Raw genomic sequence first — 1,554 nt, 5'->3', positions numbered from 1 at the left:
CGCGCAGGATTTCGCTCGCGAATACGCCCGCAAATTCGGCGTTAAATTTCAAAACCTAGAAGCCCTAAAAAGCGCGCTCTTGCAGCCGAGCTTCACCTATGATTTTATCTTAAACCGCCACGGCGGGCTTTTGCGCGGCGCTTGCGCCTACGTCACGCTCGAGCCCTGCGCGCACCGCGGCAAGACCCCGTCTTGCGCCGAGCTTTTGGCAGAGCTAAGCCTATCTCGCGTGGTAATCGGCGCGCGCGATACGAACGCGCAGGCTGCGGGCGGCGCGGAAATTTTACGCCGCGGAGGCATAGAGGTGAAATTTGACGTCTGCTCTGCCGCGGCGGAGGAGCTTGCAGAGCCGTTTTATCTGGCGCGCGAGAGCGGCTTTTGCTTCATTAAAATCAATGCCACGCTAAACGGCGCAGTGCATGGGCGGATCGGCAGCGAGAAGCAGCGCGCGTTCGTGCACGAGCTGCGTGGCGTGTGCGACTACGTAGGCGTAGGCGGGCAGACCGTGCGCGCCGACAGACCGACGCTGGATGTGCGTGCGGCTAAATTTGACGAAATTAGCGCTTCGGCAGGCAGAGCCGATATGCTGGCGCTAGACGCGCGTGTCGCGCCGCAAAATCTAAAGCCGCGCGCACCCGATGTTTGGATATACTCGCGCCGTAACTCTTACAATAAGCCCAATAGCAACTTCACGCGGAAAAGAAAAATGTATAGCGAATGCGTCTGCTAGAAGCAAAGTAAAAATCGGTACGATAAACGAGAATGAAGTAAAAGCTAAACGGGCGACAGGCTATTTTTCAGAAAATCAATATACCTTGATAATCGCAAACAACAATCTGCGTAGGGTAAAAGAATACGAATTTATAAAATAATGAGCACAACAGATGCGCGAATAGACTAAATTTTAACTTTCAATGGAGAGTGAGAATAATAACTGCCCTTATAGGCATACGAAAGCAGATTTTCACTATTGCTTACGCTGCAGCTGTATTAGCAAGACCATGTGAAAGCCCATCTCTAATAATGCCCAATCCGTTACTCATTTTTTGCTCCTTCTTCTAGATTTTTTTTAATTAAATTTCTATCTGAAAAATTTATAAAAAATATCAATAAAAGTAGAAAAACTGCCCCTTTTAAAAAGAATTTAAACTGTGCGGTCATCAAATATGGTCTTAACAATCTATGATCAAAATTATATTCTTTATATATTTTTCCATCTTTATCTTCAAGCTGTAAAATTTCATTATTGCCTAATATATCTGGACTTGGCTCGCCGTAAATTTTGATTTTTTGCCCTTTTAGCTTTTCATAAATATCGCTATCACTTTTGCTTATTTCATAAACTTTTTTCTTGCCGTTTTCTAGTTCTATATGTATTCGTCCGCCGCTTCCGCGAAAATTATAATAAACGTTTCTTAAAATTCCGGTATCTATCTCAAGCTCATTCAATTGCTTGGGCGCCGTGTTCGTTCTATAAATAGTAAAAAGCATCCCGCACAGAACAAAAAGCAAACCATAGCAGCCTATGCTAGCCACTTGTGACGGCGGATGCGA

1 protein-coding gene and 1 pseudogene are annotated in these 1,554 nt (G+C 45.6%); one reads left to right on the top strand and one right to left on the bottom strand.

Annotated elements, in window-relative coordinates; genetic code table 11:
• Positions 1-730 (top strand): annotated as a pseudogene (locus tag Q0140_RS05245) (hypothetical protein); the annotation flags it as partial.
• Between the two features lie 305 nt (positions 731-1,035).
• Here the strand turns inward: Q0140_RS05245 and Q0140_RS05240 are convergent.
• A complete protein-coding gene (locus Q0140_RS05240; protein ID WP_297962555.1) occupies positions 1,036-1,449 on the bottom strand; it encodes a hypothetical protein in 414 nt (137 codons plus the stop codon).
• Positions 1,450-1,554: the final 105 nt, after the last annotated feature.

The organism is uncultured Campylobacter sp. (assembly GCF_938045405.1).
Lineage (GTDB): Bacteria > Campylobacterota > Campylobacteria > Campylobacterales > Campylobacteraceae > Campylobacter_B.
Note: the sequence above shows the minus strand (reverse complement) of the source record. Positions and strands in the feature narration are given on the sequence as shown.